This window comes from Bacillus sp. S10(2024) (genome assembly GCF_050473865.1).
GTDB lineage: Bacteria > Bacillota > Bacilli > Bacillales > Bacillaceae_G > Bacillus_A.
Window position 1 is genome coordinate 1341780 of sequence record NZ_JBFLUR010000002.1, and the last position, 26428, is coordinate 1368207.

25 protein-coding genes and 1 pseudogene are annotated in these 26428 nt (G+C 35.8%); 2 read left to right on the forward strand and 24 right to left on the reverse strand.

Annotated elements, in window-relative coordinates:
* Nucleotides 1–27 precede the first annotated feature (27 nt).
* From AB1280_RS06935 to AB1280_RS06960, 6 genes are all read right to left on the reverse strand, one after another.
* Entirely contained in the window at nt 28–816 is a 789-nt protein-coding gene (locus AB1280_RS06935) for a class I SAM-dependent DNA methyltransferase (RefSeq protein WP_429755345.1), read from the reverse strand.
* A gap of 19 nt (nt 817–835) precedes the next feature.
* A complete protein-coding gene (locus tag AB1280_RS06940) occupies nt 836–1477 on the reverse strand; it encodes a nucleoside deaminase (RefSeq protein ID WP_429755346.1) in 642 nt (213 codons plus the stop codon).
* A gap of 424 nt (nt 1478–1901) precedes the next feature.
* Nucleotides 1902–2132, reverse strand: coding sequence for a small, acid-soluble spore protein, H family (locus AB1280_RS06945; RefSeq protein ID WP_429757299.1), 231 nt, complete (start codon nt 2130–2132; stop codon nt 1902–1904).
* Nucleotides 2133–2320: 188 nt separating this feature from the next.
* Entirely contained in the window at nt 2321–3814 is a 1494-nt protein-coding gene (locus AB1280_RS06950) for a M1 family metallopeptidase (RefSeq protein WP_429755347.1), read from the reverse strand.
* 562 nt (nt 3815–4376) lie between these two features.
* Complete coding sequence (locus AB1280_RS06955; RefSeq protein WP_429755348.1) at nt 4377–5093, reverse strand: histidine phosphatase family protein; 717 nt, start codon at nt 5091–5093, stop codon at nt 4377–4379.
* 324 nt (nt 5094–5417) lie between these two features.
* Nucleotides 5418–5597 carry a small acid-soluble spore protein H gene (locus AB1280_RS06960; RefSeq protein ID WP_429757300.1) on the reverse strand — a complete coding sequence of 60 codons (180 nt, stop codon included), beginning with the start codon at nt 5595–5597 and terminating at the stop codon, nt 5418–5420.
* A gap of 394 nt (nt 5598–5991) precedes the next feature.
* Between AB1280_RS06960 and AB1280_RS06965 the strand changes: the two genes are divergently transcribed.
* Together AB1280_RS06965 and AB1280_RS06970 are read left to right on the forward strand one after the other, a co-directional pair.
* Nucleotides 5992–6309, forward strand: coding sequence for a PadR family transcriptional regulator (locus AB1280_RS06965; protein ID WP_272187895.1), 318 nt, complete (start codon nt 5992–5994; stop codon nt 6307–6309).
* The gene (locus AB1280_RS06970) at nt 6296–6862 is read left to right on the forward strand and encodes a DUF2812 domain-containing protein (protein ID WP_429755349.1); all 567 of its coding nucleotides are present in this window, start codon (nt 6296–6298) and stop codon (nt 6860–6862) included. The genes AB1280_RS06965 and AB1280_RS06970 overlap by 14 nt, the downstream gene beginning before the upstream one ends.
* Nucleotides 6863–7092: 230 nt before the next feature.
* Here AB1280_RS06970 and AB1280_RS06975 read toward each other — a convergent pair whose 3' ends face one another.
* From AB1280_RS06975 to AB1280_RS07060, 18 genes and pseudogenes are all read right to left on the reverse strand, one after another.
* Entirely contained in the window at nt 7093–9645 is a 2553-nt protein-coding gene (locus tag AB1280_RS06975) for an ABC transporter permease (protein WP_429755350.1), read from the reverse strand.
* Nucleotides 9636–10346: an ABC transporter ATP-binding protein gene (locus AB1280_RS06980; protein ID WP_429755351.1), complete on the reverse strand. Its 711-nt coding sequence runs from the start codon at nt 10344–10346 to the stop codon at nt 9636–9638. The genes AB1280_RS06975 and AB1280_RS06980 overlap by 10 nt, the downstream gene beginning before the upstream one ends.
* A gap of 316 nt (nt 10347–10662) precedes the next feature.
* A complete protein-coding gene (locus AB1280_RS06985) occupies nt 10663–10890 on the reverse strand; it encodes a hypothetical protein (RefSeq protein ID WP_429755352.1) in 228 nt (75 codons plus the stop codon).
* Nucleotides 10891–11111: 221 nt separating this feature from the next.
* Nucleotides 11112–13055, reverse strand: a complete 1944-nt coding sequence (locus AB1280_RS06990) for an AMP-binding protein (RefSeq protein WP_429755353.1) — start codon at nt 13053–13055, stop codon at nt 11112–11114.
* Between the two features lie 244 nt (nt 13056–13299).
* Nucleotides 13300–14841 (reverse strand): acyl-CoA carboxylase subunit beta, encoded by a 1542-nt coding sequence (locus tag AB1280_RS06995; RefSeq protein ID WP_429755354.1) that lies wholly within the window; start codon nt 14839–14841, stop codon nt 13300–13302.
* Between the two features lie 2 nt (nt 14842–14843).
* A complete protein-coding gene (locus AB1280_RS07000; protein WP_272187901.1) occupies nt 14844–15632 on the reverse strand; it encodes an enoyl-CoA hydratase in 789 nt (262 codons plus the stop codon).
* Nucleotides 15633–15636: 4 nt separating this feature from the next.
* Nucleotides 15637–16548: a hydroxymethylglutaryl-CoA lyase gene (locus AB1280_RS07005; RefSeq protein WP_429755355.1), complete on the reverse strand. Its 912-nt coding sequence runs from the start codon at nt 16546–16548 to the stop codon at nt 15637–15639.
* A gap of 21 nt (nt 16549–16569) precedes the next feature.
* Nucleotides 16570–16785 carry an acetyl-CoA carboxylase biotin carboxyl carrier protein subunit gene (locus tag AB1280_RS07010; protein WP_429755356.1) on the reverse strand — a complete coding sequence of 72 codons (216 nt, stop codon included), beginning with the start codon at nt 16783–16785 and terminating at the stop codon, nt 16570–16572.
* Nucleotides 16786–16813: 28 nt separating this feature from the next.
* The gene (locus AB1280_RS07015) at nt 16814–18151 is read right to left on the reverse strand and encodes an acetyl-CoA carboxylase biotin carboxylase subunit (protein WP_429755357.1); all 1338 of its coding nucleotides are present in this window, start codon (nt 18149–18151) and stop codon (nt 16814–16816) included.
* Nucleotides 18152–18165: 14 nt separating this feature from the next.
* Entirely contained in the window at nt 18166–19311 is a 1146-nt protein-coding gene (locus AB1280_RS07020) for an acyl-CoA dehydrogenase (protein ID WP_272187905.1), read from the reverse strand.
* 213 nt (nt 19312–19524) lie between these two features.
* A complete protein-coding gene (locus AB1280_RS07025; RefSeq protein WP_272187906.1) occupies nt 19525–20493 on the reverse strand; it encodes a YbgA family protein in 969 nt (322 codons plus the stop codon).
* Nucleotides 20494–20497: 4 nt separating this feature from the next.
* Entirely contained in the window at nt 20498–21151 is a 654-nt protein-coding gene (locus AB1280_RS07030) for a TetR/AcrR family transcriptional regulator (RefSeq protein ID WP_429755358.1), read from the reverse strand.
* Nucleotides 21152–21306: 155 nt separating this feature from the next.
* Nucleotides 21307–22463: pseudogene (locus AB1280_RS07035) on the reverse strand (RNA-guided endonuclease InsQ/TnpB family protein).
* A 103-nt stretch (nt 22464–22566) separates the two neighbouring features.
* Entirely contained in the window at nt 22567–23586 is a 1020-nt protein-coding gene (locus AB1280_RS07040) for an ABC transporter permease (RefSeq protein WP_429755359.1), read from the reverse strand.
* Nucleotides 23583–24314 carry an ABC transporter ATP-binding protein gene (locus tag AB1280_RS07045; RefSeq protein WP_429755360.1) on the reverse strand — a complete coding sequence of 244 codons (732 nt, stop codon included), beginning with the start codon at nt 24312–24314 and terminating at the stop codon, nt 23583–23585. The genes AB1280_RS07040 and AB1280_RS07045 overlap by 4 nt, the downstream gene beginning before the upstream one ends.
* Nucleotides 24315–24568: 254 nt before the next feature.
* On the reverse strand, nt 24569–24961 hold the full coding sequence (locus AB1280_RS07050) for a GtrA family protein (RefSeq protein WP_429755361.1): 393 nt from the start codon (nt 24959–24961) through the stop codon (nt 24569–24571).
* A gap of 485 nt (nt 24962–25446) precedes the next feature.
* Nucleotides 25447–25656 carry a hypothetical protein gene (locus AB1280_RS07055; protein ID WP_429755362.1) on the reverse strand — a complete coding sequence of 70 codons (210 nt, stop codon included), beginning with the start codon at nt 25654–25656 and terminating at the stop codon, nt 25447–25449.
* Between the two features lie 118 nt (nt 25657–25774).
* Nucleotides 25775–26362 carry a DUF2441 domain-containing protein gene (locus tag AB1280_RS07060; RefSeq protein WP_429755363.1) on the reverse strand — a complete coding sequence of 196 codons (588 nt, stop codon included), beginning with the start codon at nt 26360–26362 and terminating at the stop codon, nt 25775–25777.
* Nucleotides 26363–26428 lie beyond the last annotated feature (66 nt).

Below are 26428 nucleotides of genomic sequence, written 5' to 3' on the forward strand. Positions count from 1 at the left end.
GAAAACTGTATTGTAAGAAATCTCTTATCATTTTTTTCTCGCTAAATACAACGCAACAAATTGTGGTTTTTCAATTTTCCCGCCATGTTTTTCAATTACGTTATGAATGCTATGGAACAATTTTTCTTTTACCTCTTGTGAAAGCAAACGATGGGCAGATTGGGTATGTAATAATGCAATGTAATCATCACTTGTATATGTATCAGTCCATTTATAGATTTTAACAACTAAATTTTGAAACAAATTATACTGCATTGTTAGATTTGTTCGTTCTTCAATTAATTCTTCTGGAGTTGGTAACTGATTAGGATGTAAATGCAGAGCATACTTTTCATAACAAGCTCCAATCTCTTGAAAAACATCTGTATCAGGTTGTAAATGATATGTCCAAAAGAAGGCCATTGTCCCATGTTTGTGCAGTAAATTCACTACTTTCTGATAGCCAATTTCAGGATTTATAAAATGAAACGCTGTTGCTGAAACAGCAAGCGAATATAAATCACCCTGCCGTTCCCAGCTTTCAAAATCCCCTTGATACACGTGTATACCATTCTCATTTCGAAATTTAGAAGCGGTAAATTGTGCTAATTGTTCCCCTAGCTCAATACAATCAATCTGCTTATATCCTAACTGGGCGAGTCCTTCCGTTGCTTTACCTGTACCACAACCAATTTCAAGAATTCGATCTTCCTTTTCAATATTTGCATACGTGAACAAATCTTGAAAAAGTTCCTTTGGATATGTCGGTCTTATTTTCTCATATTCTTCGGCAATATCATCAAAAGTATATTTTCTTTCTTCAAAATTTACATCCATTCTTTTCTTTCACCTCTTCCTAAAAAACTGCTACTTCACTTATCATTTCATCCATAACAATTGAGATGTCTTTCTTTTCTTGTTTCGCTTGCACTAGCTTATTTGACTCATACCATTTTCGACCTATCGCAATACCAATCGGACAATCTTGCTCCCATGTTTGTAATAATCGGTCTACATCATGTCCTCTCCGCAATACAAAATCTGTCTTCAGAACAAATTGGACAATTTCAAGTTCTCTATGAGGACCTGAAACTTTCATATTCTTCCCTTGTAAATAAGCATTTCCGTCTTTCAAATTTGTTGCTCCGACCATCTTATCTCTTGCTGCATAATGTATGTTTCTAATCCCAGACATAACAATAGCACCAAAACATAAAGGGCATGGTTCCATCGTAGAATACAGTTCATATTCCTTACGCGTTTCATTTGTTTCTAAATTGTTTATTTTTAAAATCGCATTTATTTCTGCATGAGCAATTTTGTTATTACAAATTTCATTTGGCATCACTTCCGTCTCGTAAACTGTATTTCTGCCCTTTGAAATGATATTCCCACTTCCATCTACTATAACAGCACCAATGGGAAATGAACCGTTACAATACGATAACCAAGCTTGATTGAAACATTCTTTCCATGGTTCGGACAATGTTTGCCACATATTACATTCCATCCTCCCTCTATGAATTTTTAGTATATTTGTTTCAAATTCTAATAAAATCTATATTATTTCATCTCAAATAAAAAAAGCACTTGCTTATATAAATCATCTTTCTCACCTTCAGGTATTCCTCCTATTAATCTTGCCGCCATATTTCTCTTTCTTCTTACAAATAGACCTCTGCTGTATTTCCTTCTCCAATTTTTTCTTTCTTAGTTAGTCCTACTTTCATCAATCTTTTATACACCTTCTATAATTATTTCCTTTCCATAGGCTCCTTTCCCTTCTTTATTCGACAAAATTCAAGAGAGATATTGTTGTAGAAAATAGTTAATTCAAAATCAATGTATAGGATTTGAGACAATAAAAAACAGCTGTCGAAATTTTTCCGGTAGCTGTTTTTATCGAGAAAACATGTAAGCAATTAATACTCTATTAAGCGGGATAATGGAATCTCTTGTTCGTTATTTAGATCATTAAGAGGATAGATTCTCGTTGTTTCATTATTTTCATCTACATTTTGAATATAGATTTGAACCCCGTTATAATAACAGATGAAGCGACAGTCTTTTTTGCACGTTGTGTCTTCATGATTATAACCTCTTTTTCTAATTATAATGTGAACTTCACTCCCACAAATTATTCTGTAATGAATCGATGGGCTTTGGAATTACATCAAGACTTTTTTGTCGATGATTGAACTTTTATCCATGATGATTCGAAAACTTAAGGAAACAAAAAAGTAAAAAAACAACTAATTTATAGTGAGGTATGTAAAATTAAGCGTAAAGATTAAACACAAAAACCTGCCGAATTCGATTCACGACAGGTTTATATATACGTTTATTCTTGATCAGAAACAAATATTCTATGTGACGCAAAGAAATTTGCCAAATCTCTTCCGGTTGATTTCTCCATAATTTGAATAAAATCTTTTGTCGTACTCACACCAAACTTCTTTTCATTAAAGTAATCTTTCATCGCTTTGTAAAAGACTTCATCGCCAAGTTCAAGACGAAGATCATTAACTGTTCTTGAACCGTAACCATAAATCATTTTATAATATGCCTCAATCCCGCCTTCTGCAGCACGTTCAGCAAATGTTGAAACAGGATACGAAAGATGATAGTCTCCAACAGGTTCTGCCTTTAGTTGATCAAGCTCTTTACTGTAGAGCGCAGCTGCAAAACTAGCAAATGATTCGTCAAGCCACGCTTCATCGTGCTCATTATTTCCAATAATGCCGTAAAACCATTGATGTCCAATCTCATGCGCAGTAACATTTTTAACCCATTCTTGAGAAGGATTTTTAGCGATACTTATCATCGTTAATTGTGGATACTCCATTCCACCAAACCAGCCTTCCATGCCAACGATATCTAGTTCTGGCCATGGATATTCTCCAAAACGGTCACTGAACAGCTTGATGCTCTCAATCCCTGCCTCAAGCATAGAATCAGCATATTTTGCTTGTTCATCTGTATAATACACATTAACATTCACATTATTTACCTTCTTTTGTTTTACTTTGTAAGCTGGATCCATTTCTATTGCAAAATCACGAACTTGTTCGGCTTTATAATGATGCGTTGCTAAATTTCCTGAAATATGTGGTTGTCCCGTTTCCGTTCCTGTCGTTGCAATGACCTGGTCTTTCTCAGTCATAAGTGTTACATCAAAATCTCCAGTTAAAGAATAAAAAGATTCTCCATATGGAAAATAAGCATCTACATTCCAGCCCTCTTTATCGTATACTGCTAGAATTGGGAACCAGTTTCCAAGCGAAGCTGTGTTTTTGTTCCAACCAAAACGATCTTGTCGTTCCGGTACACGAACTACAAAATCCATCGATACAGTAGATTTTTGATTATTAGGAATTTGAACGGATGAAATATGCAGTGCAGTACTATCCACAGCAAATTTTGCTGTTTTCCCATTTACTTTTACATTAGAAACAGACATAATTCCGCCATTTTCTTTAGATGTTTCTTCGTTTCCCCACAAGTTAAAATAAAGTTCGTTCAGCTGCGTACGAGTATTGTTCGTAAAAGTGACTGTCATTTTTCCTTGAATAGTGTGATTGATAGAATCATAGTAAACGCTCATTTTATAGTTTGGATTTGCTGGACCAAATATATCTTGTCCTTGCTTGTTCATAAATTGCGACTGAAATGGTGTCTCCAGGTGAACAGGAGATGTAACTGCTGGATGGTATGCTCCTTTTACAGGGTAATCCTTTTCTGAAGCACTTATAGTAAGTCCAGAAGGAAATAATATACCAGCCATAAATGTCGAAGCTGTTACCCATTTTGCAGTCTGTTTTACAAACTTTTTCATAAAAACTCCCCCTTTTCCATTTTTCACCACATAAATTCGCCATAAACTGTAAAAATCCCTTGGAATTTTATTTGAAATTACTTGAGAAAGTTATAGAGGAAATCTTAAATATTTTACTTTAAATTCTAATAAAAAATTTTTTATTTCATCTCAACTAAAAGAAAGCACTTGTTTATATAAATCATCTTTTTCACTTTCAGGTATTCCTTCTATTAATCTAGCTGCCATAATAACTAGAAGTTACTTCACTTCCATTTCAACCATTTTAATAATTAACTCTATATGATCTAGTTCCATTATTGTACGTAACTCACGAGGAAAGCCCCCTTTCTTTCCAATTGACACTCTATATAGTTCATCATTCTTTATCTAAGAAGTATTTACTAAAAAAAGTAACCTCTCAATTTTTTTGAGAGGTTCTTTATAATTAACAGAGTCAGCCCTAATGACAGTAGAATCCTGTCAACATTCCACGTTGTTGACAGGATTCCACTTATCAGCCGCACGAAAAAAACAGTCTCTGACTCTCGTAAGAAATCTGCCTTCTTCTCATTCTATTACTTTACACTATTGCACTTTCTTTACCTTTTTCAACATAACTCATATCACCAACAGATTCGATTGTATACTCTCCATCTTTATAGAGAATTTTAGTTACACTTGCATTTTCTAACCCAAGTTTTATTTTACTATTATCAATCATATCTACTAATGCTGTGATGGTAATTCCATGAGATACGATTAAAACGTTACCTCCACCATTTTGGGTAGTCTCTTCACTAATTTTATCAAGTTCTCTTTTTATACGGGTGGAAAAGGTTTTCCAATCCTCAGCTTGCTTCGTATCGTCTGCCGCTGCAATGGAATTTACAATTTTTTCAAGCGACAACCCCATTAGTTCATCTGCTGATTTCACACCAGCAACAACCCCAATCATTTTTTGCATATTTTCATTCTTATCGCCTTCAAAAATTCCGAAATTTAATTCACGTATGTCTTTCCTTTGTACAAGTTTTAACTTTGATTGCTCACTATATTTTAATACTAAGTTAGCAGTTTCAATAGCACGACCACTATCACTACTGCATGCAGCAACAAAATGAATATCTTTTAAGCCATTTCCTAAATGTTTAGCTACTTCAACACCCGTTTCTACTAATGGAGAGTCCGCCCAACCTTGCACACGCCCACTAGCATTTAACATTGTTTTACCGTGTCTAGTAATATATAACGTTACGATATTATCTAATGTATTATTACTCTTTTCCATCTTATTCATTACTTTCTCTCCTTTTAGGCTATAATCTATCTGTGTAAATTACTGAGTAAAAAAATTGAAATTTAGCTTAATCCTCTATTTCTTGAGGAGTTTTATAATCAGTACTAGCTTGTTTTACAATTATAGCATCCATAGAGTTAGACTTTCCATTTTGTACGCTAACACGATATAAGTGTTAACATCCAGAGATTTTCTATTGCATTAACTCAGTTATCTTCTTATAACAATAAAAAGAGTGAAATCCCGCATTATTAATACAGAATTTCACTCTTTTTATAAAAAAATCAGATTTAATTCTACAGCTACGGCTACAAATTTTTTTATTTAATGCTCAATTAAGCTAGATACAGAAACCTCTTGTTCATTATTCGGTTCGCTTAGAGGATAAATTCTTGCCATTTCGTTCGTTTCATTTACATTTTGAATGTAGATTTGCTCCCCATTGTAGGTTACATTCGCCATAACTGGTGAAGCAGCAATCTCTTGGGCACGTTGTTTGTTTATCATTATAAACCTCCTTTTTCGTTTAACAATTATAATATTGACTTTCACTCCCTCAAATATTCCGGTGAATCCATATTAAATAAACAAAAAGTGAACTTAAAAAACGTAGTTTGATTTTTGTCATCGAACTACTTTCCAGAGATAATAAAGTTGTTTAAAAAATGCTGATCATGTTATTCAACAATTGGGCCATTTAATTGAATAAGACTACACCAAAAGTCGCTTTCCCTTATGTAAGGAAAGCGACTTTTTATCTTGATTTTCCCCTTGTTATCAAGCTATTTACTTTAAGTTCCTTTGACCAATTTTAAAAATTTCGTTGACTATTCAGTTGAACTGCATTAAGTTATTATTAAGTTGAACTATATAGTCGAACTGAGTAAAGGGTGAGGATATGAAACATAAATTATTACCGTTGTCTGAAACCATGCATTATATTTTATTAGCTATGCGTGAGCCACTCCATGGCTATGCCGTAATGCAGAAGATAGAAAAGATAAGTAACGGTACTGTTATTTTAGCAGCTGGTACATTATACGGTGCGATTGAAAACTTGAATAAGCATGGTTGGATTGAACCTGTTGGAGAGTCAGGGCGGAGAAAAGTTTATATGATAACTGCCGAAGGAAGCGCCATTTTGAAAATGGAACAAAACAGGTTATTGCATATTTTATCCCTGTACAAAGGAAGTGAATCGAATGAAGAAATTTAAGATGTTTTTTGATTTTGAAAAAGAGGAGCAATGGCTAAACGAGCAATTACAAAAAGGCTATCGTTGTACAAATATTAGTGGATTAGGAATATACACTTTCGAAAAAACCGACAAGAGATATGTGATGCGACTGGATTATCAAGATTATTTATCAAAGGAAAAGTTCAAAGATTACATAGGGATATATGAAGACTTCGGTTGGATTTATATAAATGACTCCTGGCTTGGTGGGGTTCGATATTGGCAAAAAGAAGATGATGATCAAAATGAAATCTTCTCGGATCGCCAATCAAAGAGTAATTATTATAAACGATTGATGGGTTATTCATTTGGTTTATGTATACTGTTATTGCCTTTTTCTTATATGTTTTACAAGGATTCGGGATTATATCATGAAGGTCTTTGGAGTATGAAAGGTGCATTATTTTGGAAAGCATTTTTATTTGAAACTCCATTTGCCCTTTTGAAGTCGCTTACCACTCTTATGGTTGTTTTCTTTGGTATCAGTTTCTATAAAACTTATCGAAAGTATTCTATGTTAAAAGAAAAATAAGCGTTTTTGAAATCTTCCAGAATCGGGCGCTATTGTTGAATAAACCTTAGATTTTCAAACGACTTTATTGTTATATTTTTGAGTACAGTGAGGTATCTTATATCGAAAATTAAACAACTATATTTTAACCCCGTCCTAAATTTTGAACGGGGTTATGCTTGTTTTAGGTTTTAAAATTTAGTAGCTTTATTGTCTTTTTACAACTACGTTTTTACATTCGTTATATACATCTATTTACTTTGCAATAGATGAATCGGTTTAGCTGATAACGATTGTTTTGCTGCGATCCAGACAACAATTGCTGTTGTTATAACAGATAACAGGATGCCAAAAATAGACCAAGTTACATCGATTTTCATTGGCATTTGGAATAAGAATCGTAAAACAACTCCTGAAAAAGCTAAAGCAACTCCAGCTCCGACTAATCCGGCTGATAAGGAAATGATGGTGTTTTCTAATAAAATAGACTTCATTAAATTACTAGAAGACATACCTACTGTCTTAATAATCGCTACATCCCGAGTTTGTTGAAGTAAGCGAATGACCACTTGATTTCCAATTGTCAAAACAGCCGTTAAAAATGCAAATAATGCTACGATAGAAAAGAAAGTACTTTGCATATGAATGATATATTGTAGACTATCGATTGCCGTAGCGGAAATTGAATAGGCCATTGCTGAATTAGGAAGTTTATTGTTTAACTCTGCTAGAATCGTATTCGTTTGTTTTGGATCACTATCTAATGAATAGGTAATGCGATTCGGTTTTCCATATGTAGCTAATGTTTTTGTTGGAATTCGAATACCTACTGTTTTTACAATACCTGATTGAAAGAAACCGACAATTTCACAATTCACCAATTCATTTCCTATTTGAACATCAACTGTATCACCTGTTTTTATCCCTAGCTTTTTATAACTATCCAACAGGATTGCTTTTTTTCCTCCTGCATCCGCCGATGTTAAATCACGCCCTTCAGATATGATATATGCTTTGGAAGCAAGAGCGGTATCTATACCTTCTACTGAAATTTTAGTTGAACTAAAAAATTTATCTTCTTTTACTTTTTGGGTGTATTTCGTTGTCGCTTCTTCACCGTTAATATTTTGAAGCCTTCCATCTAGTTGATAACCTTTTTTCCATGCTTTTATTTCCTTCATCGATTTAATTTGCTTTTCCACTTTTTCTTCATCGTTAGCTGAACTTGTAATAAGAAGATTTCCCATTGCTTCTTTTTCTAGTTGTCCTTGCACAGATTCAATTAAATTATCAGCAAATACGTGACTGGAAACTACAGAAACGACGCCTATCGTTAAGGTAACTGCTAATAATCCATTTCGTTTATTCGTAGCAGCTATATTGTGTAAGGCAAGAAAAAGACTTTGTGGCACCCTATTTTTCAAAGTGCCAATCATTCGGAATAATAAAGCGTATATAAACCCAATCAAACGAACGAAAGCAACAATACATAACACAACTCCAGTTGTAAGGAGAAAAGCAAGGAGCCACTTAAACATCACACTACCATTCTCATTTGCTGTAAATGCTATTTTGTGTACATAAGCAGAAAGAATACCACAAACTAAAATAAAAAGTTGAAGTTTTTTCCTAAAAGGTAACGAATAATTAACACTAGTATTCTCTGTATCTCGTAACATTTGAAGAGGTGACACACACATTCCACTTCTTACTGGTATCCATGATGCTAAAAAGGTTACGACAAATCCGACGATGATTGTAGTACCAACAACAGACCATGACATTCCCCACGTAAGAGGTAAGGAAAGTACACTTGATAAATATGAGGTGAGCCAAACACTAGCTAATAATCCAATTCCAATCCCACCAGCTGTTCCGAGAATTGCTAGCCAGAACGCTTCTAGCAAAAAATAGCGAATAATAGATCTCGTTTTCATTCCTACTGATTTCATGACAGCGATATCATGTGTACGCGAAGCAATGATTACTTTCATTGTATTTGAAGTTGTGATTGCTGCGATTCCAAGAGCTAATACGCTAAATAGTTGAAGAAATGGAAGTAACATATGCAAATCTTTTTGTTTTTCTAATTCTTTATCATGAATGTCAATTACACTGCTTTGAGGTAATTGTTCTTGTACTTTACTTTTGAAAGTAGAAACGTTAACTTTATCACCCAATCCAATTAAAGCTTCATTAACTGTATTTTCTGGTACATGTAAGAGCTTTTGAGCTTGATCTAAATGCAAATACGCTGTTCCGAAGATAGAAGCATCACCGTAAGATTCTTGCACACCTTCAACGAAACCACGAATTTTATAAGAAGACATTTCTCCAGTAGAACGATTCGGAATCTCCACTTTATCTCCGACTTTCACTTGTAAACGATCCGCAGTACTTTTTGATAGAAGAACTTCATTTTTTTGTAAATTGCGAACGTTAGGAAACTGTTTATCTCCATACAGCGGATATTGCTTTGGCTCTATCCCTTTTATGATTAGACTTGTTGTTTTCTTATCAGATTTCACCATACTTTGGCCTAATAAAGAGGTTGTAAGTGCTTTTTGCTCCTCTTTAGGAATAGAAGAGATCAATGTATCGCGATTAATAGGGTTTAAGTAGGATTGAATAGCTACGTCTCCTCCTAGAAGAATTTTGGAAGATTCGTGAATAGAACGAGGTACTAATTCGACTAACATTGACATTGAGAAAAAGCTAGCTACTCCAACTACAATACTAAACACAGTAAAGAGGGTTCTCAAACGATTTCGCACTAGACTACGTAATGCTGATTTTAGTAACATGACGTTGTTTCACCTTCTTTAATTAGCAGTCCATCTTCTATTTGTAAAATACGATCTGAAAGCTTTGCTACGTAAGAATCATGTGTAGCAATAATAAAAGTCATGTTGAATTGGTCACGTAGTTGAAAGATTAAATCCAAAATTGTTTGTCCTGTTTTCGTATCTAAATTACCGGTAGGTTCATCCGCAATAACAATAGCAGGATTATTTACTAATGCACGGGCAATAGCCACGCGCTGCTGCTGACCTCCTGACAGTTGACTTGGTAAATGGTGATAACGTTCTTTCATCCCAACAAGATCGAGCATCTCTCTTGCCTTTTGGATCATTTCCTTTCGACTCTTCATCCCAGCGCACATAAGCGCCATCATTACATTTTCCTCGGCTGTCATTGTTGTCACTAAATTATAGGATTGAAAAACAAAACCAATTTTTTTCGCACGAAAATCTGCTAAATTTTCTTCAGTCAGTGATGTAATATCCTCATTTTCGATTATAATATGCCCTTCACTAGGGAGATCTAAAGAACCTAGTAATCCTAGCAATGTAGACTTTCCACTTCCGCTAGGACCTATAATACTAACCACTTCTCCGCGATAAATTTGTATTTCAATTCCTTTTAAAATAGGAATGATTCCTGCTTCTGTTTCATAATTTTTCTTTAGCCCCTGTACTTGAAGAATAGACTGTTTGGTTACCATACTTTTTTCCTCCAAATTTTTATTAAAAGACAAGTATAGTTCTCATAAAAACCTCTTTTAACTCTCTATTATCATGCACGCTCTTCACTTCTTCCTACCTTCCACACAAGAAATAAAATCGATCCTGTCACTAAAATCGCTGTTAAAATACCCACAGTTTTCCCACTCTCTTAACTAGCTTCATATCCACCTCCCATTTTGTCATAAACAAACTAAATTTTCTATATTTAGGAAATAATATTTTCTGTAAATCTCTATTTCACAATTAATACTCATACACAAAAGAGGTTGCTAGATAAAACAGGGTAAATCTATATTATTTCTTCTTAAAGTTTCTTAAAGGACTCTTATCACTTAATTCGACGAAGAAAGGAAAAAGTAATAAAAAGAGGCAACGTAAAATTTCACTGGAAAAGCGAAAGGTTTCATCTGAAAAATATTGTCTTTTATTACAGTACGGACAGTCTTTCCCGTCATTTTTCATAAAAAGTGACCACACATCTTTTCCTTTCCACTTTGTTTTACAATTCGTACAGCGAGTCATAGTACTCCCCCTATTCTTATAATCCATTTTCTTGATTACGGTTTTTACATTTACAAAATAACCCATTTTTATTTTACGTAAAATAAATACTTTAGTAAATGCAACCGTGTAGTAGTCTACAAAGAAAAAAGTACACCACTTTCCAACAAGTGATGTACTAATAATTAAATAATGTGTAACATTGTATAATTATACTGTTTTTATAACTACTATGATTAAAATTACAATTGTTTCTGCGACTGTATTCCTTGAATATTTGCCACAACCTCAGGATTCACAAGTGAAGATAAATCTCCAAGTTCTCTTCCTAGAAACGCTGCCTTTATAACACGACGCATCACTTTTGAATTACGTGTTTTTGGTAAATCTTCGACAACATGAATATCTTTCGGGCACAATGCTTTCCCAATATGAGTGTTTACTAGACTTAGTAATTCTTTTTTTAGTTCTGGTGTAAACACAGTGCCTTCACGTAACACAACAAAGCAATGACATACTTCACCTTTCACTTCATCTGGAACTCCAATTGCTCCGGCTTCGACGACATCATGGTGTTTTACAAGAATGGACTCATACTCCGCAGGTCCAATGCGTTTTCCGGCAATATTTAACGTGTCATCAGAACGCCCTGTAATAATATATTGTTCTCCATCGTATAATACCCAGTCACCATGCACCCATTTGTTTTCAAAACGGGACCAGTATGTACTTACATAACGATCGTCTTCTTCCCAGAAGCTTTTCGTCATACCGACCCACGGCTTTTCAAGACATAATTCTCCGACTTCATTTTGAACTGGTACACCATTTTCATCTAATACAACAGCGGCCATTCCTGGCAGCGATGCGTTAAAACTAATTGGCGCAATTGGTTTTATGAGGACATTTCCAAAAATACCACCAGAAATTTCAGTGCCACCTGAGTAGTTACAAATTGGCACTCTTTTTTTGCAAACTGTTTCAAAGAGCCACATCCATGGATCTGGATTCCATGGCTCACCTGTTGAACCGATTACTTCTAAACTCTGCAAGGAATGTTTCTCCACCCATGAATCGCCTTTTGCCATTAATGAACGAATTAACGTTGGTGAAATACCAAGATGCGTTACTTCATAACGATCAACCATTTCCCATAAACGATCTGGTTCTGGATAATCAGGAACACCTTCATATATAACCATCGTTGCACCGTTAAGAAGAGAACCAAATAGTAAAAACGGCCCCATCATCCAACCCATATCAGTAATCCACAACACACGGTCACCTTGTTTCACATTCATACCAAAACCAGCATCAAATGCTGCTTTTAACGGAAATCCTGCGTGCGTATGTACTGTTCCTTTCGGCTTCCCAGTTGTACCAGATGTATAAATAAGCATAAGCGGGTCGTCACTTTCCATTTCTTCTGCGTGCGTAAATGGTTTGTCTTTTTCAAGAACACTCCATGAAATATCATAATCCTGCGGTGTAAATTCATTTCCGGCATGACGAACGATTACGACTTTTTCAACACTTGGGCAATGCTCACACGCTTTATCTACTTCCTCTTTTAAAGAAACTGTTTTACCGCGGCGAGCAAATCCATCTGCGGTAATAATCATTTTAGATCCCGCTGCTTGTACACGTGTCATCACTGCATCGGAAGCAAATCCTGAGAAAATAGGAGACATGATTGCACCAATTTTCATGACAGCTAACATGGCAACTACTGTTTCTGGAATCATCGGCATGTAAATGGTTACACGATCTCCTTTTTCAATTCCTAAATGCTTTAAACCATTTGCAACCCGGCTTACCCAATCATCTAACTCTTCATATGTAAATGATTTTGATGTACCGTTTTCACCTTCCCATATAAGAGCCTGCTTTGTTTTCGTATCATCTTCTGCAATCCAACGAGATAGTGCAGATTCAACAACATTGCAAGTTCCATCGACATACCACTTAGCAAATGGAATACCGTTTGCTAAATCTAACACTTCTGTATAAGACCGCATCCATTGATACCCTACAGCTCGCTCTGCTTCTTCCCAAAACCACGCTGGATCTTCAATAGACTTTTCATAAAATGTTTCATAATCACCATAACCAAGTGATTGCATCCATTGATATAAGCGTGTGTTTGCTTTATATTCCTCTGTTGGAAACCAAACTGCTTGCTTCACAATTTGTCCCTCCTTAATTTTTTTGAAAAAGAAAACCCTTTGGCAGGGCGTTCTCACTCATATATAAATTTATTTCGATGTTTCAACATCTGATCCACTGCTAAGTAAAGCAAAAGGGATCTACACTTGTTTTCTCTCTTTGTTTTTGCACCGCACGTAGCAAAAAAAGGATTTGACCGCTTCTATGCACGGTCAGACGTTCTCATCCATCTAAAAAGAAAAGGATTTTATGTTTTTTTCATTTTTATACTGGATAAACTGGATGTTTACGATCTGTAAATATTTGATATTTACTCATATACATTTCAAAACGTTGCTTCAATTCAGTGCGTAATTGATTTGGATGAACGATACCATCAATAACCATCTCTGATGCAAGACGATAAATATCAATGTCCTGCTTATACTCTTCACGCTTTTGCGCGATAAAGGCTGGGCGCTCTTCTTCTGGCAGTGCTGCAATTTTATTTGCATACACTGCGTTTACCGCTGCTTCTGGTCCCATTACCGCAATTGAAGCTGTTGGAAGAGCAAGGCAGCAATCAGGTTCAAATGCAGGGCCTGCCATCGCATATAAACCAGCACCATATGCTTTTCTTACAACGATAGAGATTTTCGGCACAGTTGCTTCACTCATAGCGGAAATCATTTTCGCACCGTGACGAATAATACCAGCTCGCTCTACCTTCGTACCAATCATAAAGCCTGGTACATCAGCTAAGAATAAAAGCGGAATGTGGTAAGCATCGCATAGTGTTATAAATTTCGCTGCTTTATCAGCAGAGTCATGGAATAATACGCCGCCTTTCATACGAGGCTGATTCGCAATAATCCCAATTGACATACCGTTAATACGCGCAAAGCCAGTAATAAGTTCTTGTGCAAATAGCTTTTTCACTTCAAAGAAAGAGTCCTCATCAATTACACGTTTAATTAGATCGTGCATATTAAAAGGTGCATTTTGATTTTCCGGGATAATTTGTTCTAATGTTTTTTCGAATTCTTTCGGTTCTTGAGGTTCTGTCATTGGAGCTTTCTCTAAGTAGTTGCTTGGAAAGTAAGAAATATATTGACGTGCTTTTGAAATGGCATCTTCTTCTGTTTTGCAAAGTACATCTCCACATCCAGATACAGAGCAATGCATACGTGCTCCACCCATTTCTTCTAATGTCACTTTTTCACCGATTACCATTTCAGCCATACGAGGTGAACCAAGGTACATAGATGCATTTCCTTCAACCATCATTACAACATCGCAGAAAGCAGGAATGTATGCACCACCTGCAGCAGATGGACCGAATAGCAAACAAATTTGTGGTACTTTTCCAGATAATTTCACTTGGTTATAAAAAATGCGCCCTGCCCCGCGTCTACCTGGAAACATTTCAACTTGATCTGTAATACGCGCACCAGCAGAATCAACAAGATAAAAAAGCGGTACACGTAATTTTTCAGCTGTTTCTTGAATACGTAAAATCTTTTCTACTGTACGAGACCCCCATGATCCTGCCTTTACAGTAGAATCATTTGCCATTACACAAACAGTGCGGCCATTTACTTTACCAGTTGCGGTAACAACTCCATCCGCAGGCAATCCTTCTCGTTCACAGTTTGCAAATAATGCATCTTCTACGTACTCACCGTTATCAAACAAAAGCGCAAGACGATCACGAACAAATAATTTACCTTTTGCCGCATTTTGTTCATGATATTTCGGTGCACCGCCTTGCTTTATCGTTTCTACACGCTCTTCTAATGTACGAGATTGTTGTTTTTGATCTAGCATATTCATTCCCCCTTATAAATCGGCTTCCGCTTTTCACGAAATGCTTGTAGTCCTTCTAAGCGGTCTTTCGTATGAATAACACCTTCATACGCTTGCCTTTCCATTTGTAACCCTGTCTGCAAGTCTACTTGCATCCCGTTTGTAATCGCTTCTTTTGCACGGCGAACTGCAATTGGACCATTCGCTGCAATTTTTTTAGCAATTTCAACTGCTTTTTCTTCCAATTCTTCAGCAGGTGTAACATATTCAACAAGTCCGTATTCCTTTGCATCTTCAGCCGAAATACGTCTAGCCGTATAAATTAATTCTTTTGCGCGTCCCATTCCAACTAAACGCGGAAGACGCTGCGTCCCACCAGCTCCTGGAATAATCGCAAGCGATGTTTCTGTTAAACCAAGACTTGCTGTTTCCGAAGCGATGCGAATATCACAAGCAAGACTTAATTCAGTCCCGCCACCAAGCGCAATTCCATTTATCACTGCAAGAACAGGTTGCGATAATTGTTCTACCATATCCATAGTAGAGCGAATTATTCCAACCGCATCACGCACTTGTTCTTCATTCATATTGGCACGTTCTTTTAAATCTGCACCTGCACAAAATGCTTTTGTACCTGCCCCTGTAATCATTACGACACGGACATCGTTTTCTTCGTTAATGCGACTTAATGTATCTTGTAGTTCTTCTAAAAGAGCAAGTGATAAAGCATTTGCTTGCCCTTCACGATTTAATGTGATTTTCACAATATGAGGCGTTACATAATCAACTGAAATATTTTGCAGCTGTAACATTAGATCACCTACTCACTGTTTTATGTTCCAAAGCGCGGTATACATGACTCGGGATCTGCGTACCTAGCTTGCTTTGGATAAATTTTGTTGCTTGTAATAGCTTTTCTTCGTTTATGTTAGTTTGTATACCCATTTTATGAAGCATATGAACTAAATCATTTGTTGCAACATTTCCAGATGCACCAGGTGCATACGGACATCCGCCAAGGCCACCACATGAACTATCAAAAGTTGTAACACCACACTCTAATGACTTTACTACATTCGCAAGTGCCATGCCGTACGTGTTATGGAAATGCATCGCAAACTTAGAAGAATCATATTTTGGAAGTAGGTGCTCTAGTACACGCTCTACTTGTACTGGATTTGCCACCCCGATTGTATCCCCAAGCGATACTTCATATATGCCGTATGAAAACAATTTGTTACAAAGTTCATCAACTGTATGAACGTTCACTTCGCCCTCATATGGGCAACCAAATACAGTCGACACGTAACCACGTACCTTTTTCCCAACAAATAATGATTGTTTCGTTACCTCTTCAATAACAGAAAGTGCTTCATCAATCGATTTATTAATATTTTTCTTATTATGTGTTTCACTAGCAGATAAAAAGACGTTCACCTCATCTACATCTTGCAACAGCGCCCGTTCCAAACCATTCTGATTTGGAACGAGAGCTGCATATGTAACATGCGGTTTCCGCTCAAGCGCAGCAAACACACCTTGTGCATCGCCTAAAGCAGGAATCCATTTAGGGTGAACGAAAGATGAAACTTCAATATAGGAAAGACCTGCGTCTGCTAGCATATAAATCCATTTCACTTTATCTTTTGTACTAACAATTTTCTTTTCATTTTGCAAACCATCACGCGGTCCAACTTCTTTAATAGAAGCAAAAGAAGGTAATTTCAATCGCTTGCACCCCGTTTCTCACTATTCGATTTCTAACAATACATCTCCCTCATTAACAAAATCGCCTTCTTGCACAAGAATCTTCATGACTGTGCCCGATTCTTCTGCAGCGATTGGAATTTCCATTTTCATAGATTCTAAAATGACGACATCTTGATCTTCCTCTACTATATCTCCTACACCAACTACAATTTTCCAAACATTTCCTGCCATCGATGCATATACTTTTGTCATCATTTATTTCCCCCTTTATATTTCGTAACTTTTATTTTTTCACAAGCTGCTTTGTTACAAAGCTTGTTGTGTAAATGCCACCTTGGAATACTTCATCTTCTAAAACTTGTAGAAGCATTGGCGTATTTGTTTTAATCCCCTCTACTTTAAGTTCTTCTAGAGCTGCTTGTAGCTTTTGGATTGCTTCTCCTCGCGTTTCCCCATGTGCAATTACTTTCGCAATCATCGGATCATAAAACGGTGTAATTGCTACACCATCCTCTAAGAAATGATCAATGCGCACTGATGTTGGAAGAGACAGGGAGGTAATTTTCCCTGGTGATGGGAAAAATGTTTTTGGATCTTCAGCATAAATGCGTGCTTCAATGGCATGACCACTACGTTTTACTTCATTCTGTGTAAACAAAAGGGTTTCGCCTGATGCAATTCGCAATTGCTGCTCAACTAAATCAAGACCAGTAATTTCTTCTGTTACCGGATGTTCTACTTGTAATCTCGTATTCATTTCTAAGAAATAGAAATTTTTCTCATCATCAACAAGAAATTCAATTGTTCCTGCATTCGTATAACCGAGCGCTTTCGCCGCTTTTACTGCAACCTCCCCCATTTCTTTGCGTGTTGCCTCATCTAAAAATGGAGACGGAGCCTCTTCAATTACTTTTTGATTACGGCGCTGCACCGAACATTCACGTTCCCACAAATACACCGTATTACCTTGTTTATCAGCAAGAACTTGAATCTCAATATGATGCGCATTTGTAATCAATCGTTCCATATACATTTCTCCATTGCCGAAGAAATTTTTAGCACGCGTTTGATTACTTTCAAAAGCTTGAGTGAGCGCTTGTTCAGTTTCAATCACTTGCATACCAATGCCCCCGCCGCCAGCGGATGCCTTTAACATAAGTGGATAGCCAATTTGGCTTGCAATTTCTTTTGCTTCTTCAACTGTCGGAATACTTGATGAAATACCAGGTACAATCGGAACTTCAGCCGCTAACATTGCTTTACGAGATTCAATTTTGCTTCCCATCTTTGCAATGACATCTTTTGAAGGACCGATAAAGACAATGCCTTCTTCTTCACAACGAGCTGCAAATGTTGTGTTTTCTGACAACAATCCATAACCTGGATGAATTGCCTCTGCTTTTGTTTCTTTTGCAATTTTAATAATTTTTTCAAGATTTAGATAACTTTCTTGAACGCGTGGTCCTCCGACAGGATACGCTTCGCTTGCCATCTTCACATGAAGGGCAGCCTCATCAGCTTCTGAATAAATTGCTACAGTTTGAATTCCAAGTTTTTCACACGTTTTTATAATACGAACAGCAATTTCACCGCGATTGGCAATTAATATTTTTCGAAACATAGTGAACCCTCCCCTTAGCGACATCCTAAATGTCTTGAAATAACGAGACGTTGAATTTCAGAAGTACCTTCACCAATTTCTAATAGCTTTGCATCACGAATATGACGCTCTACTTCATACTCACGCATATATCCATATCCGCCATGAATTTGCACCGCTTGGTTAGATACACGGCTTGCTGTTTCAGATGCAAAAAGTTTTGCCATCGCAGCTTCTTTTCCAAATGATTTATCATTATCTTTTAACCAAGCAGCCTTATGCACCATATTGCGTGCTAATTCAATTTCTGTTGCCATATCTGCTAATTTAAATTGAATTGCTTGGAAGTTTGATAGAGAACGACCAAATTGTTTGCGCTCTTTCGCATATTGCAGTGCACGCTCAAATGCAGATTGTGCGATCCCTACTGCTAATGCAGCAATGGAAATACGACCACCATCTAACGTATATAAAAATTGTTTAAATCCTTTATTTACATCCCCAAGAATATTTTCTTTCGGTACACGAACACCATCTAAAACTATTTCACATGTATTGGAAGCACGCACGCCCATTTTATCGTACGGACTAGAAATTGTTAGTCCTTCGCTATTTGTCGGAACTATAAAAGCAGAGATTCGTTTTTTTCCGCTTTCCTCCACGCCATTGATAGCGGTTACAATGATTGTATTTGCATACTCAGCGTTTGTAATCCAGCACTTCTCACCGCTAATGACATATTCATCTCCATCCAATACTGATTTCGTTTGTGTACCACCAGCATCAGACCCAGCATTTGGCTCCGTTAATCCGAATGCACCAAGTGTCTTTCCAGATGCCATTGGAACTAAATATTTTTGTTTTTGTTCTTCTGTACCAAAATAATAAATAGGAGAAGCACCCAATGAGATTGTTGCCGCATAACTTAATCCTGTACCACCGCATGCACGGCCAATCTCTTCAACTGCTAGTGCGTATGATAACGTGTCGCCGCCAGAACCACCGTATTCTTCAGGGAATGGGATTCCTAACAAACCAAGTTCGCCCATCTTTTGAAACGTTTCATATGGGAATTCTGCCGTTTTGTCGTAATACACAGCCTTCGGAGCGATTTCCTTTTCAGCAAAGTCGCGCACCATTTCTTTGATCATTTGTTTTTCTCTAGTAAGAGTAAATTCCATTTGTCACACCCCTTATCGAATTCGTTATTTCGACAGCGTGCGCGTATATTGTACAAACTTTACTCTAAAAAAAGAATGAATAGTAGTAAGATGATTGCTACAATTCTGTCACAATTTAATTGTAAAACAGAATCTGTACTAATGCACAAAAAAATTCCTACATTGTTCTACAACAACATAGGAATAAAAAAGTCGAATTATGCAGTTTTTTGTTTAATAATCCCGACCTTTTCCAGAATCTGTGATTTCCACTAACATTTCTGGATACGGTTCAAAATATGTTTGTCTCAGTAAATATGTTTCTTCAAATCGGATTGCCCATGATTTTAAAATAATCAGTAAACTGCTTAATGGTATTTTCTTTTCCGCATACTTACTGAGTAAAGAAAGAAAATGATCTTTTTCTTCTTTCTTCAATTTATTTTTAAAATACCCGAAAATATGCTGACATACGTTGATATTTGATGTATACCGCGGTGTACGATTTAACAATACGTACAATATCTCCTCATATTTTGCAAACACTTCATCAATCGAATACTTTTCCTTATTCGCGATGATACGCCCTAATTCTTTTTGCTTCGTTTGATTATATGCCATGAATAAATACTTTTGATCGGACTGAAATTCAATTAATGCTTTCATGTTTTTATTTTTCTTCAACGCTTTAAAATGCGCAATTGTAAATAGTTGCGTCAAAAAATGTTCGCGAATGATAAAATTCGACAATCTTCCTTCTTCCTCAATCGCTAAATGTGAAAACCTCGCTAAAACTGCACTACCAAATAACCCGACGCCCTTGCCTTTTGTGGGTGCCTTTCCTAATCCAGCATATATTTTCACATCACGCGTTCCGCAGCTTGGCGACCTATTTTTCAATATAAAACCATCCACATCCGGTATAGAAGATAAAAATACATTTGAAAATTGCTGCATTTTCTCCGTTAAATCAGCACCCGTTGATGGTTGCACTAATTTTTGTGTTCCATCATGTTCCACAATACGAATTGTTTCCCTTGGAATACCAAGTCCAATCTCCACTTCTGGACAAACTGGAATAAATTCTACAAAAGGCTGTAGATTACGTACTGTTGCATCGGACAGCTTATCACCGTTATAACGACATGCTTCAAATTCTAAACATTTACTTACGACAACTGCTGGTTTTACAAATTGTCTCATATGATTACCTCCGAGGTGTTAGCCCGTATAAAATGAATTGAACGGTAGACTCGATCTCAGCCTCATCATCCCACTTCTCTTCAGGTAGTAATAAAAAACGAGTTAAAATTAAGCCGATAACAGCTGATAAGGTGAATCGTAAAACTGTTGGTGTTGGGAGTGCAATAATTTGTCCTTGCTCCTGAAAGTGATTCACAATTTTTTCAAAACGAGCGTAAATTTCCTTTGCGAGTAACTGCTGGATTTCATCTCTCAATTCAGGTTGAAACGGTACTTCTTGTATTAAAATTTTCAGCATTGGAAAATGTTTTCTCGCAAATTCAAAGCGATTCCGGATCACCGTACGTAAAAAGTTTTCATACGAATCATACGTATTTTCAAATATTTCTTTCGCAAAAGTTTGCACAAAAAACGGAGCGGCAAACTTCGTTAACGTCGGCATCACAACCGCTAACAACAAATCTTTTTTCGTTTTATAGTAACGAAAAATTGTTCCCTCTGCTACACCAGCACGCTTCGCAATTTCACTTGTTGAAGTTGCCGAATATCCTTTTTCACTAAACATATCTACTGCCGCTTCTAAAATGCGCATTTGCCGTTCATTACGCTTATCTGTCCCTGTGGCGGCAATTAACTCTTCTAGCCAATCCTCTTTCATAACATACTGCTACTAAAAACATAGACAAATGTCTATTCTTAGAGTTTTCCTGCTTCTATGAACCCCATTTCGCCTACTGCTCGCTACTTTGGTTTGTATGACTCTCCACAGGCGTTAATTCCGATGTAGCCCACCGTACATATATACGTCCTATTTTAGGTTAGAATCGCATATTCTTTTGATCGTAAAAGGTTAATAGATGCATTTAAGTCCCTGTCCATTCTATTTCCACACTTGCACTCATACAAACGGTCAGATAGCTTTAAATCCACCTTTTTAAACCCACAACATGAACATAATTTAGAAGAAGGATAAAACCTATCTACTTGGCGTAATTGAATACCTTGTTCTTTACATTTAGCCAATAACCATGTGTGAAATGTATAAAAACATTGTTGTGCTATTGCTTTGGACAAATGCCTATTCTTTACCATACCTTTTACATTCAAATCCTCCACTGTAATAAACGTTGGCTTGATTTTCACCAGTTTACTCACAACAGATTTTACATACTCCACTCTTATATTAGCTAGTCTTGTATGTAGTTTTTGTACTCTAAGGATATTTTTATCTATATTCGCTCTTTTATTAGTAACAGACTTTTCACCTCTCTTTTTTAAGTTTTCATATTTACGTGATAAAGAGCGTTGCTCACGGGTTAATTTCTTTTCTAGTTTTCTCACTTTTACTGATTTATTAATGTTTTCGTAAACTTCCCCATCACTACAAGTAGCAAAGTCTTTAATCCCTAAATCAATCCCTAACCCCGCTTCTTTCAGTTTTGGATTTATTTTTGTTTCCTCTACTTCACACAGAATAGATACATAATATCTCCCCGCTTTTTGAGAAACTGCCCCACTTTTTACAATAGCGTTTTTAGGTATATACCCGTATTCCTTTAACTTTACCCAACCAAGTTTAGGGATTTTTACTCTATGTCTTTCCACTGTCCAGTCTGTTTTGTTATTCTTAGGAAAATAACACTTTACATCTTGCTTCTTCTTTTTTTATATCTTGGGAATTTAGCTAAACCCTTAAAGAACCCCTTAAAAGCCTTTTCTCCATTCATAATTGCTTGTTTAACGGCTTTACTTGATACTTCTTTTATCCACTTATCGTTCTCTTTTGTATGGACATTATTTAACCATTTAGAGAAATCATAACCACTTAGAAACTTTCCCTCTTTTTCATAGACTTCTTTATTTTTAGAGAGGTACAGGTTATATACATATCTACATACCCCGATAGTTTGGCGGATTTTACTGACTTGTTCAGTTGTAGGATTAATTTCTACTAAATATGCCCTTTTCATAAGTCTTTACCTCCACCTACGTTGTGTTTCTGTACCTCTACCATATTTCCCTATATTTGTCCATGTTATCAATTACTGTTTTCTTACTCCTTTTTTCTTTCCATTATATTCTTCTATGCTTCTTCAAAGCAAACACGTTACCTAATGTAAATACAATCGCAAATAATAATAAAACACCAAGATCACCAGCAATTTCGCTAAATCCTTGATTTCGAATCATAACTTGTCGCATCGCATCTGCACCGTATGTTAATGGAAATAACTTTCCTAATAGTTGTAACCACTTATTCATAGACTCAATCGGAAATAAACCAGAAAAGAAAATTTGCGGTACAATAACTAATGGGATAAACTGAATCATTTGAAATTCATTGTTTGCATACGCTGATAAAAATGTTCCAAGCGTTAATGCTGTTAATGAAAGCATACATGTAATCAGTAACGTCAGCCACGGTGAACCTGCAACATATAAATCAAGAACATACACAGAAAAACTAACAATGAGGACAGATTGGAAAAACGCAAAAATATCGAATCCAATAATATAACCCGCAACAATTTCCCAGCGCCGAATTGGAGTTGATAATAAACGTTCCAATGTACCGCTTAAACGCTCCCTGACAAATGAAACTCCTGATAAAATAAAGACAAAGAAAAATGTGAAGAAACCAATCAATACCGGACCTAATCCATCAAACATTGTAAAATCAGCTGATCCATGTAAAAAAGAAACATCTGGCTTCATAGTCATCGTTTCTTTTTTCTCCATACTTTTTTGCAAAATTTGCATAACCGCACGATTTTTTGATGAATCACTGCCTTCTAACGTTACTTTCATTTTTCCATGTTCTACAGTAACTACTGCATCAATTGCTTGATCTTCTAATTTACCTTGTGCCTTTTCTTTATCGTATTCATAAAATGAAGCATCTTGTTTTTTCATCGCGTCTACAATTGGTGCCGGTACATCAACTAAAGCAATATGAGGCTTGTAGTCTTTTTGTGTAAATACAAGTGCAAGCAGCCAAAGAAGAAGCATCGGTGCTCCAAACATAAGCGCAAGCGACCGTTTATCTCGGAAAAACTGACGAATAATACGAAGAACAACTCCAAATACTCTCATCGTTCCACTGCTCCTTCCAATAAAAAGATATCCTCAATACGTCCAGATGTTGTTCGCTCTTTTAATTCTATCGGAGAACCAGTTGCGATTAACTTCCCTTCACGAATTAAACCAAGACGTTCACAAAACTCTGCCTCATCCATAATGTGCGTTGTCACTATAATGGTTGTTCCTTGTCTTTTCAGCTCATAAAACTTACCCCAAATTGATTTTCGTAAAACAGGATCAATCCCCACAGTCGGTTCATCTAAAATCAGAAGCTTTGGTTCATGTAAAAGTGACATAGCAAGTGATAAGCGTTTCTTCATTCCACCTGAAAAATGTTGCACTTGCTTTTTGGCATCCTCAGATAATTGTACAAGCTCAAATACTTCAAATATACGTTCTCTCTTTTGTTTTCCCTTTAATCCATACATTGTCGCGATAAAATCAGCATTTTCATAAGCAGATAACTCCTCATACAATGCGTCAGCTTGCGCCATATATCCAATTTGCTTCATTCCATTCAAATCCGGCATAATTGTTTGCAGTGCCGTTACTTCTCCTGATGTCGATTCGCTAATACCAGCAATCATCTTAATAAGAGTCGTCTTTCCAGACCCCGAAGGGCCAACTAAACCAAAAATTTCAGCTTCGCGGACAGAAAATGAAATATCTTGAATCACTTGTTTCTTTCCAAAATACTTTGAAACACCTTTAAGCGATACTGCCTCATTTTTTAGAGACATAAATTTTCCTCCTCTTCATTTTAATGAGTGAGTACTCACTTTTATTTTAACTTAATTATCATCAATGTCAAAAGATTCTTTTATTGTTAGTTACAAACACCTTTTCTTTAATGCTTGTAATCTTCAACAAGAAAACTCAACAAAACAAAAAACGAGATGAATTTCCATTAGAATCCAAGAAATGCAGACTAAAGAACCGCTTTAAAATAAAAAAATTCCTCAACATAAATGCTGAAGAATTTTTTGTAATAATTTTACATAACGGCTTCTTTTTTTGTAACTAATATTTTTTTTGATATTGCAAATGTAAAAGGAATTGCAATTACAGATGATAGTAAAGGTGCAATATCTTTATTAAAATTCAATACATCAACTAAAACATAAATACTAATTGTCGTAATGATAAAGTTTACAATGTAAGTTAACGGAAACTGGAAAAACTTCTTTAATGTTACTTTTGTTCTATATGTAAAGTATGTATTCATAAAAAAAGAACCAATCATACTCACAATAAAAGCTATACTATGTGCCGTTAAAGTATGAAAATGAAAAGCATGAGTAAATAATAAATAAAGTAGCCAATAGTTTAATGTATTCATACATCCTACCAAAACAAATCTAGCTATTTGTTTGTAATTATTGTTCATTGTCCCCCTCCATACGCGCAAACTGAACCATATTATACCATATAAAGAGATTTCTAACATACGAAAGTTACAGTCGTACAGATTGCATGCTTAATACAAGGTTATCATAATCCAATATATATCGAGAGTGCACGGGAGAACTTTTTAATTTTAATAAGCCATTGGAATAAATAAGCATAATTCCAATGGCTTTTTTACTTTACTACGTTACATAGCAAACTCATGAAACAATAAGATTAATTACATTTTTGCTTCTTATTTGATAATTTCTAATTCTATATAAATCTAAATTAAAAAACTGACATAAAACTATTTTTTTTGATGGTCGAGAGCATCTGGTCATGCATAGAAGCGATCAGGGTCTTTTTCTGCCACATGCGCAGTGAAAACCAGAGATAGCAAGCGATTACAGTTTCCTTTTTCTCTGCATAGCAGCAACCTATATGTCGAAAAATTAAAGTGGATTTATATAAATTTTTCCCATACTATTTTTCTCCTCTTAAAATAGCTTTTTTAAAAATAAAATAAGTAATAGAAAATAGTAAACAAGTAGCTATTGTACCAAAAGTTGCAATCGAAATTTTACCCGCCATTGTTTCGTTTGGATCTAATGCATTTGGTAAAACTGTACCAAATACAGCAAGACAAGCCATTAGAATCATAATGTATTTTAATATTTTTATTTTTCGATTCATATTGATTCACTCCTTTATTCCTAAACAGCAATTTCTAAAGATTCTCCTAATGTCCAAAGAAATACCAATCTCTAATTCGTAATTTTTTACAAATAAATATATGAGACTTTTCTAGAATCTAAGCTGAGAAATCATTAATAATTTCTACCACTTCAATTGTTCCGTTAATCAAAAGCTCGGGAAGCTCATTTTTCACATTACCCTTCCAATATTCTCTAGCCTGTTCAATTTTTTGAGAAAAAGGAGTCCCATCTTCCTTTGGTAAAAGGTTTCCATCTCCCTCAAAAGAATTCCCAATAACTCGAAGTTTAACAATCTGCAAAACGTTCCGATTGTAAGAATCAAATAATTCTTTCCATTTCAAAGCGTCTTCATAGTTTTTCGCAGCGTATAAGCAAGACAGCCTTGAAGGATAGTCAGGATATTCTTGTAGTCTAACCATTTCTACTATCACTTCTCTAATCGCTCTGATTGTTTGGTCTACATATTTAATAGCTACTTCAGTATTTTCTTTATTCAAGTTCAAGCCTTTATCTGTATAATGATTTTGTAAAATCTGAATGAAGTCCTCACCTTTAGCATTCAATTGTTCCCTCTCAAAAAAGAAGTGATATAAGGTATTGTTTTGCTTCTTGTCAAAGTTAATAATCTGCCCAAGATTCATTTTTTTCCTAGTAACAATGTGATAAACATACTTCTCTTTCATGCCTGCCTCCTATTGATGTTCATTGTATTGGCTATATCATACAATACACCATATTATACCAACAAA

Excerpts from the sequence above, each read along its gene's own strand:
- AB1280_RS07000 (WP_272187901.1), bottom strand. The coding sequence starts at position 15,632 with ATGTTACAGCTGCAAAATATTTCAGTTGATTATGTAACGCCTCATATT.
- AB1280_RS06995 (WP_429755354.1), bottom strand. The coding sequence starts at position 14,841 with ATGCTAGATCAAAAACAACAATCTCGTACATTAGAAGAGCGTGTAGAA.
- AB1280_RS06985 (WP_429755352.1), bottom strand. The coding sequence starts at position 10,890 with ATGACTCGCTGTACGAATTGTAAAACAAAGTGGAAAGGAAAAGATGTG.
- AB1280_RS07010 (WP_429755356.1), bottom strand. The coding sequence starts at position 16,785 with ATGATGACAAAAGTATATGCATCGATGGCAGGAAATGTTTGGAAAATT.
- AB1280_RS06955 (WP_429755348.1), bottom strand. The coding sequence starts at position 5,093 with ATGAATAAGATGGAAAAGAGTAATAATACATTAGATAATATCGTAACG.
- AB1280_RS07050 (WP_429755361.1), bottom strand. The coding sequence starts at position 24,961 with ATGAACAATAATTACAAACAAATAGCTAGATTTGTTTTGGTAGGATGT.
- AB1280_RS06935 (WP_429755345.1), bottom strand. The coding sequence starts at position 816 with ATGGATGTAAATTTTGAAGAAAGAAAATATACTTTTGATGATATTGCC.
- AB1280_RS07040 (WP_429755359.1), bottom strand. The coding sequence starts at position 23,586 with ATGAGAGTATTTGGAGTTGTTCTTCGTATTATTCGTCAGTTTTTCCGA.
- AB1280_RS07060 (WP_429755363.1), bottom strand. The coding sequence starts at position 26,362 with ATGAAAGAGAAGTATGTTTATCACATTGTTACTAGGAAAAAAATGAAT.
- AB1280_RS07030 (WP_429755358.1), bottom strand. The coding sequence starts at position 21,151 with ATGAAAGAGGATTGGCTAGAAGAGTTAATTGCCGCCACAGGGACAGAT.
- AB1280_RS07045 (WP_429755360.1), bottom strand. The coding sequence starts at position 24,314 with ATGTCTCTAAAAAATGAGGCAGTATCGCTTAAAGGTGTTTCAAAGTAT.
- AB1280_RS07015 (WP_429755357.1), bottom strand. The coding sequence starts at position 18,151 with ATGTTTCGAAAAATATTAATTGCCAATCGCGGTGAAATTGCTGTTCGT.
- AB1280_RS06950 (WP_429755347.1), bottom strand. The coding sequence starts at position 3,814 with ATGAAAAAGTTTGTAAAACAGACTGCAAAATGGGTAACAGCTTCGACA.
- AB1280_RS06975 (WP_429755350.1), bottom strand. The coding sequence starts at position 9,645 with ATGTTACTAAAATCAGCATTACGTAGTCTAGTGCGAAATCGTTTGAGA.
- AB1280_RS06980 (WP_429755351.1), bottom strand. The coding sequence starts at position 10,346 with ATGGTAACCAAACAGTCTATTCTTCAAGTACAGGGGCTAAAGAAAAAT.
- AB1280_RS07025 (WP_272187906.1), bottom strand. The coding sequence starts at position 20,493 with ATGAGACAATTTGTAAAACCAGCAGTTGTCGTAAGTAAATGTTTAGAA.
- AB1280_RS06965 (WP_272187895.1), top strand. The coding sequence starts at position 5,992 with ATGAAACATAAATTATTACCGTTGTCTGAAACCATGCATTATATTTTA.
- AB1280_RS07020 (WP_272187905.1), bottom strand. The coding sequence starts at position 19,311 with ATGGAATTTACTCTTACTAGAGAAAAACAAATGATCAAAGAAATGGTG.
- AB1280_RS07055 (WP_429755362.1), bottom strand. The coding sequence starts at position 25,656 with ATGAATCGAAAAATAAAAATATTAAAATACATTATGATTCTAATGGCT.
- AB1280_RS06940 (WP_429755346.1), bottom strand. The coding sequence starts at position 1,477 with ATGTGGCAAACATTGTCCGAACCATGGAAAGAATGTTTCAATCAAGCT.
- AB1280_RS06970 (WP_429755349.1), top strand. The coding sequence starts at position 6,296 with ATGAAGAAATTTAAGATGTTTTTTGATTTTGAAAAAGAGGAGCAATGG.